The following is an 8,410-nucleotide window of genomic DNA, read 5'->3' on the forward strand; positions in this document are numbered from 1 at the left end:
CTCCATCGGTCGTGAACTCGGTACAACCATACAACGGATGGTACATGAAAAGGATCTCATTCAACGCAACGAGGAACTAGAGGCTGCCTATGAAGAACTTGCAGGATCTGAAGAGGAACTTCGGCATCAGTATGATCTTCTCGCGAAAACCGCAGAAAATCATCAAAAGACGATTGATCTATTGGAAAATCTCATAGCCATTGCCCATTTTCCTATCATCGTCTGGGATTCTGATTTTAACATTATCCGGATGAACCATATCATTGAACGGATTATCGGGAGGAGTGCAGCGGAATGTGTCGGCTCTTCCGTCCAGAGTGTCTTTTTACCCTCCCAGGCTGAGCATGTACGCCGTCTATTGGAGACGACTCAATCAGGAGTGAAATGGGAGAATGTTGAACTGCCGGTCCTTCACCAGGATGGAACTCTTCGTACAATTCTCTGGAATACTTCAACCCTGTTTGATACCGATGGCATTACTCCAATTGCAACCCTGGCACAAGGGAACGATGTTACCGATGAACGGAGATATGCAACAGAGAAAGATGCAGCACTCGTAGAGATTCAGAAAAATATTGCGCAACTAGCCATACTCAACGATGAGATAAGAAATCCGCTCATGGTTATCATTACCTGTGCCGATCTCCTCGGAAATGATGAACTTCTTGATCAGATCATGGTGCAGGCACAGCGGATTGATGGAATGGTTAATTCTCTTGTATCAAGAGATATCACTGCACGAAAGGAGGCCGAGGCAGTGATTCGTGAGAATGAAAAACGGTACCGGGAGATATTTGAGTCCCTTGAGGATCTGTATTATGAGACAGATGAAAACGGAATTATTACCGTTCTCTCTCCCTCCGTACGTTTTTCAGGCTGGACGGCCGAGGAACTTATCGGGACACCGGTCCAGGAGCTTTATGTTCATCCGGAGGACAGAAGTCTTCTCCTCTCCGAACTCTCTAAAAATGGATTTGTGAAGGACTTTGAACTCCTGCTCAGGAAAAAGGATGGAACTCCCATACCAATCTCACTGAGTGGGAGTATTATAGAACGCCCAGATGGGACCAAAGGAGGGCTACGAGGCTCTCTTCGGGATATAACCGAACGAAAACAAGCAGAACAAAAACTCATTTCAACTTTTCAGACTTTTCAGGATATTGTAAAGTCAATACCCTCCGGAATTTTCATTTACACATTTGAAGAGCCGGATCGGCTTATTCTTGCAGATGGAAATCAGGAAGCAGAGCGTCTGACCGGTATTACAATTCAGGACTGGATAGGAAGAGAATTTAATGAGATATGGCCTGGTGCAAGAGAATCCGGATTAACTGATGCTTATTTGAATGCATACCATACTGGTATACTATTTGAGACCGAGGATCTGTATTACCAAGATGAACGTCTTCGTGGAGCATTTCGAATCAAAGCTTTTCCTATACCCGAAAATCGGTTTGTTGTTGCATTTGAGGATGTCACTGATAAAAAGAGCTATGAATTGGCGCTTGCTGAGAGTGAAAGAAATTATCGTGAAATTTTCAACTCAACGTCTGAAGCCATTATGATAGATGATGCCAGCACCGGAAAGATCATCGATGTGAACGAAACTACTCTGAAAATGTATGGATATGATACCAAAGAGGAGATTCTTGCAGGAAATATTGGAGATCTCAGTGCGAATATCTTTCCGTACGATGAAGCCGAAGCTCAGAGAAGAATAGAAAAATGTATCAAAGAAGGTCCACAGGTCTTTGAGTGGCTGGCTAAAAAGAAGAGCGGAGAAAATTTCTGGGTTGAAGTCTCTCTTCGGAGATCTGAAATTGGAGGAAGGGGAAGAATATTAGCAGTTGTACGGGATATTACCAGGAGAAAAGAGGCAGAAGAGTCACTTCGTATGATGAATGAACGTCTTTTACAGATCGATTCATCAACCCTGGATGCTATCTATGCATATGATAACCAGGGAAGGTTTACTCATGCTAACCGTGCTCTGTGTGAACTGCTTGGGTTGTCCAGGGATGAGATTATAGGGAAAACACATCGCGAACTTGGATTTTCCGAAGATATCTGTAATGAATGGGATAAGCTTCATACCGAAGTCTATGATTCGGATAGTACCATAACCCGGGAGACTGTGACCCCTATAAAAAATGGGCAGGACATGTATTTTGAGGTGATATTAAACCCCATCCATGATGAAACCGGGAAAATTGTTGGTATATCTGGTCTTACCCGCAATATTACCGACCGGAAGAAGGCCGAAGAGGCATTGTATGCATCAAATCAGAAACTTCGTCTTCTTACAAGTCTCACCCGTCATGATGTCACAAATAAACTTACTGCTATTCAATTATTTCATGAGGCCTGTTTAGAAGAGAATGATTTGGTAAAAAAGAACGAATTTATCACCTTTGCTTCACAGGCCACTCAGGAGGCAGAAGCAATCATCAGGTTTACCCGTGAGTATGAAGACTTTGGAAGTGTATCCAGCAGATGGCAGCAGGTAGAATCATTAATCCATCATGCATCATCAGAGATATTACATAACGGGATTGTAATCGAGACAAGAACCCTTACAAACATTCAGATCTATGCTGATCCCATTATTCAGAAGGTTTTTTCAACCCTCATAGAAAATGCAATCCGCCATGGAGCGGATATCACCCGGATAATCTTTACCTGCATGCCAAAAGGACAGGATATTATCATCGTCTGTGAGGATGACGGATGCGGTATACCGGTACATGAAAAAGAGAAGATTTTTGATCACGGGTTTGGGAAGAATACCGGTTTAGGGCTCTTTCTTGCGAGAGAGATACTTGCGATAACAGGCCTTACCATCCGGGAGACGGGAATGCCAGGGAAAGGAGCCCGATTTGAGATTCTGGTCCTCGAAGGAAAATGGCAAAGAATGTAATAATCCCATGTTTTATTAATTTACGAGATGTAAGATTCTTCTCTTCTTCCATCACTCAAGAAGATAAATAAAATTATCTATCCAATTAAGTCAATTTCCAGTATATATGGAACCGAAACTGATATCTGTTCTCACATGCAGGTCAAGAGGATATCATACTGTTATAGGACCTATCTAAATAGCTATGCTCACCGTCAATGAAGTCATAATAACATGGTATTATTACCTGAAAAACCAATCAGAAAATCATGAAATCTCCTGATAATGCTTCGGTGATTATTCCCATCTCCCTTGGTTTTGTGAATGCGTATATTGTAAAACAAGCCGGAGTTATTCTTATTGACACGGGAATTCCGGGGAGTGAACAAAAAATTCTGGATGCATTCAATGAACATGGATTAAAGCCACATGATATTTCTCTCATTATTATCACTCATGGGCATCAGGATCATGCCGGATCTGCTGCAGCCCTCCAAGAGATCTCCGGAGCACCGGTGGTTTGTCATACTGATGATGCAGGTTTCCTCGCGAAAGGGAAACAGAATACATTAAAACCTTGTTCAATGACGGGATTTTTTCTCCAATTCTTCTTCAACCGGAAAAAACTATCAGAGTATCCTCCGGTGCGTCCGGATATTCTCGTTGATGCTCTCTTTGATCTTGAGCCCTACGGTGTTTCCGGAAAGGTTATTTCAACACCTGGTCACACGAAAGGCTCTATTGTAGTAGCTCTGAATTCAGGGGAGAGGTTTACAGGGGATCTTATTTTTCCGAAGATTCCCTCAGGCAAACCCGGCTTCCCCTTCTGGGCTGAAGAGCCTGATCTGGTGCTGGATAGTATTCGAAAAATCTGTGATGATAATTGCTCGATGATATATCCTGGTCATGGAAGGCCCTTTCAGAAAGGGGAAATATTGGAGATGGTGATAGGTACAGGTTCGAGGAAGTGAAGCGAATGCATCAAACGAATAATCCACTTCTACAAAAAATTAGTAGATTTCAATTCTTGATGATCTTTCAGATTTGATGTCGTGAATTTATAAAACAGTTCTTTAAGGTACAGATATCACATAATTATTTCCTAACGCTTATGGTCAATCCCGCACCAAAATATAAAACATGAGGGTTCCTGATATCGGTCAATGCATTCTGGTCCGGAAAAGGCCTGCTGTTGTTCGCAATAAAATACAGTTGCCAGGTAACCGGGATGGAGTTAAAATACATTTACTTGATGTCGATTATCTGGATTCATATACCTATCCTGTAAGTGACAAGATAGTCTGGGAATGCGAGGTAGGAGCTGCCATATATGCTCTTCATGACTTTCCTGATATTATGCCTTCTCCTTCATTAACTCCCGACCGGCCATCACGATTCCATGCATTTGTTGACGCAATATCATGGTCATCACAGGGAATTTATGAACTTGAAGATGATGGAAAAAAGGTTCGGTATAATTGATACTAAATTTTCAAGAATGTGAATATTGTTTTAAGAAAGATCTAAATTATCTTGGCAAAAGAGAAAGCCTGGATGAATGAACCTGGGAAATCTGAATAAATAAACATGTCTCTAGAACAAGGATATTAATATTACAAAGCAGAGGATTTTCAAAAGGCTGCAGAGATTTTTCATTCTCATCTTGATGAAGATGAAAATAATGCGAAGGTCTGGAACCTGCTTGGCATCTGTCTTACGAAACTAGAACAACATGAGGATGCAATTACCTGTTTTGAAAATGCTTTAATCCTGGATCCCGATAATGATACATATATTCAGAATAAGCGAAAATGCAAACATAAAATCAGTAAAAAAGTATTAGATCGGGTAACATCAATACCCAAAAAGAAAAATGAAACCCCCCCGATTCATTATTCGCCTCCTGCAAATTGTCACATTCCAAAAAGTAAGATCCTTTATTTCTTTCTTGGATTATTTGCATTATATTTGATTTTAGGAGTCAATGGAAGTTATTCTATTGGTTCAGGATCAGAATTTTTAAGTTTTTTAAGTGAGGTCGGAATTATATTCTAGGAAAAATTATCCAATAATGATTTTTTGGGTGATCTGTTTTCCCCTCCGGTATCCAATGATTCTTGTGAACCCTATTATACATACCACATAATTCCTGAAATAATACCAAATGGAAGAACTGATATTGATTTTCTTGATATCACGAGAACTGAAACGAGAATCACTTTTAAAAATAAATCTGTCTTGTTATATCGGTACATTCCAGGAGTATGTAAAAAGTGTCAGGACAGTTTTGGAGAGAATGGTCTTTTTTTCCGAATAGATATGAACCAGAATACTCTGATGGAAGGAGATATTATTATTTTTCAAACGAATGCTCCGGATGTTGATGTATATTGGATAAATCCGGAGAGTACAATATCAGGTTTAACGGAGGTAAATGGTATGCCTATGCACACATTAAATAAAACCAGAATTTGTATTCAGGAAAATTTCATAAACTTCCACTATTCTGATGAATCCAATATTTTGTTGTTTTTATCTAGAGTTTTTGCCAATAATTCGGCCATCAATCTGGCATGTTCATGAGTCAATACTCTTACTCCCTCAACGACTTGTTTTCCATCACGTGGAACACCAGGCAACTCCATAAAATCAAGGGCCACATCATTAATACTCGCCTGAATGTTCACAGAATTACAGTATCGTGTAAGAATAATATTTGTTATTGGATCTTTTGTCATGATATCATCCGCAGTATTCTGTTTTAATCTTCGTTCCCTGCTTGTATTCTAAGAACTTAGTCGCTGCCAAAACAAATTTACCAGATTCCTTGATCTCAATCTTCCCTCTTTGTCTGTCTGGAACAGGCCCCGGAAGAATTAACCGTTCAAGTAAGTCAAGGTACTTTCTACCAAGGTCGGTAACATCATACCAGGTTGCCCTCCGGTCTGTCTCCTCATCCCCATCTTTCACATACCGGCGAACAAGACCACCTTCAACCAGATCTTTCAGAACCGGGGAGAGATCATTATTGCTATTATACTTGAACTCATTCCCAATCTCACCAAATCTCTTCTCGCCTGCTTCCAGGAGATAAAGAAATACTGCCCAGTGCTTATCATCCTTAAGAGCCATTACCGGAAGCCGGATCTCCATGGGAAACATAGTGCTATACTGATTTACCACTTGTTCATCCAATACCATCAAGCCACCTCGGTCAGATATATCTAACCAATATCTTAGCATACAAATGATCCGTTAATATATACTAACTTTGTTACGACCAAAACCCTCTTTTCTATAATGGACCAGTTATATTCAACAATGAATCAAAGACGGTTTGAAGAATTAGCCCTACTCAAACAGATAACCTGGGTTGAAATCTTTGGTTCATTTTTTGAAAGCCATAAAAAAGAACTGACAGATCTTCAGCACTATCTCCATAATATATTGGGCTATGATGCCAAAGTCTCTGAAAACCTTGATAATGCTCTTCCGCGCTCTAAATGTGATAAACCCATCCGGGATTACACTCTATCAGAACGTCTTATCGAAGACAGTCATATTCATATCCTGATCTTTCCTTTCCCAAAAGAGACCGACCCTCATCATCTCAATCAATCGGCAACCATGGAATACATCATGATACGGGAGAGAAAAAACCCTTATGTTATCGTTCTTGTTGAAAAAGGCCTTCAGTAAATGTTTGGGATAGTTTTGGAGGAGTCATGAAGGGATCATTAAAGGTTGATGTTGCTGAATTTGACTATGAAATTGTCGAATACAATACAATCGAAGATACCTATTCTGAACTTACCATGATTCTCTATCGGTTCATGAGAAAGATCTGGGGAAATCATTTTTATTAATTCAATCTTTACTCCATAGTCAAACAATATATCTTATTCAATAATAACGATAAATATCTCAATCAATGAGTTCCTGATGGAAGCTGTTGGTGTACCATGACCCTGAACCCAATAACCTTCGCAGAACATGTAAACCGCCAGTTTCTTCGATATCAACTCACTACATTCCCTCTCTCAGATCCTGATCTTGAAAATCAGGCACGGAACATGCTCGGTGCAAACGGCGAAGAGTCATAACTGGTTAAAGGCCCTTACATTTCTCTCTCCCGATCATTTGCTGAAGGCTCACTCCTCTCTAATCTTGTCAAAAAAACCTGCACCTGGCAGTAGCAGGAATTGCTGATCACCCCCGAATGTTAGCCCATCAGCAGGCAGCATTTGACGCAGTCACAGCCGGAAAACACTGCCTTATATCAACCGGGACCGGTTCAGGGAAAACTGAGTCATTTCTGTACCCCATATTACATCACTGTTTCAGACTGGGGGATGCACGAGCACCACCAGGGATTACCTGTATCATCATATATCCAATGAATGCTCTTGCCATCGACCAGTTGGATCGTTTTCGCCATCTCCTTGCCGGGACCGGAATCACGTTTGGTATGTATATCGGCTCAACTCCGGAAGATGAATCAAAACTTGCCGATTATACCCGGATGCAAAAGGGAGAAGGAAAATCAGACCTTGTCCGCTACAAAGAGCAGAATAAACATCATCCCCATATCACCATTTCTCCCTATAAAGAGAAATTAACAGAAAATTATCTGATGTCCTTGAGCGATTATCTCTGTTCGTGGATTCAATTAACTCTCCTCGCGAAGGACTTTATGATTCATTAAAATCCAACGAAGTTGTCAAGGTCATCTACGAGACACTCAGTAAACCGCTCCACTTATCAAAGACTCCAAAGATCCTATCTCCATCGGAGATCTTGTTGACAAATTCAACGATCAATTAAAAAGGACAATCGCTCTTGTTGAAGTATAATTATTTTTTATCCCATACGCATCCCACTCAAACCCGTACACAAATTATCATTATATCCCATTACCTCATACTCTACCATAAGGATAGTATGAAACCAAAAATGGAAGGCTATTGCGCAGAAATAATAGATTTTCTCCCTGATGCAACATTTGTCATCGATCAGGACGGGAAAGTAATCGCCTGGAACCGTGCCATGGAAGATGTCACCGGAGTTCCTGCCTCTGCTATTCTTGGGAAAGGTGACTATGCCTATGCCCTCCCCTTTTATGGCGAACGAAAACCGATGCTTGCAAATCTCATCCTCCTGCCGGATGAAGTGGTAGAAAAACGGTATAATCATATCATCCGTGAAGGTGATACCCTTGTTGTCGACATCTTTATCCCATCTTTCGGGAAGGATGGGACCTATTTCTGGGCAAAAGCCAGTCCTCTCTATGATCCAGGTGGCAATATCGTTGGTGCCATAGAAACAATCCGGGACATCACTGACCGGATGAAGGCCGAACAAGAAACAAAAAAGACCGTTCGGCGCCTGGAGGAGATTATAAATTTCCTCCCTGATGCGACGTTTGTCATTGACCTGGACGGGAAGGTCATTGCCTGGAATCGTGCCATGGAGGATGTCACCGGAGTCCCTGCCTCTGAAATGCTTGGGAAAGGT

The 8,410-nt window shown here is 41.1% G+C and carries 10 protein-coding genes and 1 pseudogene; 9 read left to right on the forward strand and 2 right to left on the reverse strand.

All coding sequences use genetic code 11. The features are described 5' to 3' along the window. From LDL35_RS12800 to LDL35_RS15425, 4 genes and pseudogenes are all read left to right on the forward strand, one after another. Positions 1 to 2,917, forward strand: a 2,917-nt coding sequence (locus tag LDL35_RS12800; protein ID WP_304023049.1) for a PAS domain S-box protein, incomplete at its 5' end; no start/stop codon positions are given. A gap of 248 nt (positions 2,918 to 3,165) precedes the next feature. After that, positions 3,166 to 3,867: an MBL fold metallo-hydrolase gene (locus tag LDL35_RS12805; protein ID WP_304023052.1), complete on the forward strand. Its 702-nt coding sequence runs from the start codon at positions 3,166 to 3,168 to the stop codon at positions 3,865 to 3,867. Between the two features lie 169 nt (positions 3,868 to 4,036). Then, positions 4,037 to 4,378 carry a hypothetical protein gene (locus LDL35_RS12810; protein ID WP_304023054.1) on the forward strand — a complete coding sequence of 114 codons (342 nt, stop codon included), beginning with the start codon at positions 4,037 to 4,039 and terminating at the stop codon, positions 4,376 to 4,378. A 141-nt stretch (positions 4,379 to 4,519) separates the two neighbouring features. Further along, positions 4,520 to 4,951 (forward strand): annotated as a pseudogene (locus LDL35_RS15425) (tetratricopeptide repeat protein); the annotation flags it as partial. Positions 4,952 to 5,397: 446 nt separating this feature from the next. On the opposite strand, the gene LDL35_RS12815 reads toward LDL35_RS15425, so the two are convergent. Continuing rightward, positions 5,398 to 5,634 carry a DUF3467 domain-containing protein gene (locus LDL35_RS12815; RefSeq protein ID WP_304023055.1) on the reverse strand — a complete coding sequence of 79 codons (237 nt, stop codon included), beginning with the start codon at positions 5,632 to 5,634 and terminating at the stop codon, positions 5,398 to 5,400. Positions 5,635 to 5,638: 4 nt separating this feature from the next. After that, on the reverse strand, positions 5,639 to 6,097 hold the full coding sequence (locus LDL35_RS12820; RefSeq protein WP_304023057.1) for a winged helix-turn-helix transcriptional regulator: 459 nt from the start codon (positions 6,095 to 6,097) through the stop codon (positions 5,639 to 5,641). 120 nt (positions 6,098 to 6,217) lie between these two features. On the opposite strand from LDL35_RS12820, the gene LDL35_RS12825 reads away from it, so the two are divergent. From LDL35_RS12825 to LDL35_RS12845, 5 genes are all read left to right on the forward strand, one after another. Continuing rightward, the gene (locus tag LDL35_RS12825) at positions 6,218 to 6,595 is read left to right on the forward strand and encodes a hypothetical protein (RefSeq protein WP_304023060.1); all 378 of its coding nucleotides are present in this window, start codon (positions 6,218 to 6,220) and stop codon (positions 6,593 to 6,595) included. A gap of 26 nt (positions 6,596 to 6,621) precedes the next feature. Next, positions 6,622 to 6,762, forward strand: a complete 141-nt coding sequence (locus LDL35_RS12830; RefSeq protein WP_304023062.1) for a hypothetical protein — start codon at positions 6,622 to 6,624, stop codon at positions 6,760 to 6,762. Positions 6,763 to 6,858: 96 nt separating this feature from the next. After that, the gene (locus LDL35_RS12835) at positions 6,859 to 6,999 is read left to right on the forward strand and encodes a hypothetical protein (RefSeq protein WP_304023063.1); all 141 of its coding nucleotides are present in this window, start codon (positions 6,859 to 6,861) and stop codon (positions 6,997 to 6,999) included. 116 nt (positions 7,000 to 7,115) lie between these two features. Then, positions 7,116 to 7,601, forward strand: coding sequence for a DEAD/DEAH box helicase (locus LDL35_RS12840; protein WP_304023066.1), 486 nt, complete (start codon positions 7,116 to 7,118; stop codon positions 7,599 to 7,601). Between the two features lie 236 nt (positions 7,602 to 7,837). Continuing rightward, positions 7,838 to 8,410, forward strand: a 573-nt coding sequence (locus LDL35_RS12845; RefSeq protein WP_304023069.1) for a PAS domain S-box protein, incomplete at its 3' end; no start/stop codon positions are given.

The sequence above is a fragment of the Methanospirillum hungatei genome, assembly GCF_020216685.1.
GTDB classification, from domain to species: domain Archaea; phylum Halobacteriota; class Methanomicrobia; order Methanomicrobiales; family Methanospirillaceae; genus Methanospirillum; species Methanospirillum hungatei_B.

Bases quoted from the DNA above. Each gene is read 5' to 3' on its own strand.
- LDL35_RS12830 (WP_304023062.1), top strand. From the start codon at position 6,622: ATGAAGGGATCATTAAAGGTTGATGTTGCTGAATTTGACTATGAAATT.
- LDL35_RS12810 (WP_304023054.1), top strand. From the start codon at position 4,037: ATGAGGGTTCCTGATATCGGTCAATGCATTCTGGTCCGGAAAAGGCCT.
- LDL35_RS12825 (WP_304023060.1), top strand. From the start codon at position 6,218: ATGAATCAAAGACGGTTTGAAGAATTAGCCCTACTCAAACAGATAACC.
- LDL35_RS12820 (WP_304023057.1), bottom strand. From the start codon at position 6,097: ATGGTATTGGATGAACAAGTGGTAAATCAGTATAGCACTATGTTTCCC.
- LDL35_RS12835 (WP_304023063.1), top strand. From the start codon at position 6,859: ATGACCCTGAACCCAATAACCTTCGCAGAACATGTAAACCGCCAGTTT.
- LDL35_RS12805 (WP_304023052.1), top strand. From the start codon at position 3,166: ATGAAATCTCCTGATAATGCTTCGGTGATTATTCCCATCTCCCTTGGT.
- LDL35_RS12840 (WP_304023066.1), top strand. From the start codon at position 7,116: ATGTTAGCCCATCAGCAGGCAGCATTTGACGCAGTCACAGCCGGAAAA.
- LDL35_RS12815 (WP_304023055.1), bottom strand. From the start codon at position 5,634: ATGACAAAAGATCCAATAACAAATATTATTCTTACACGATACTGTAAT.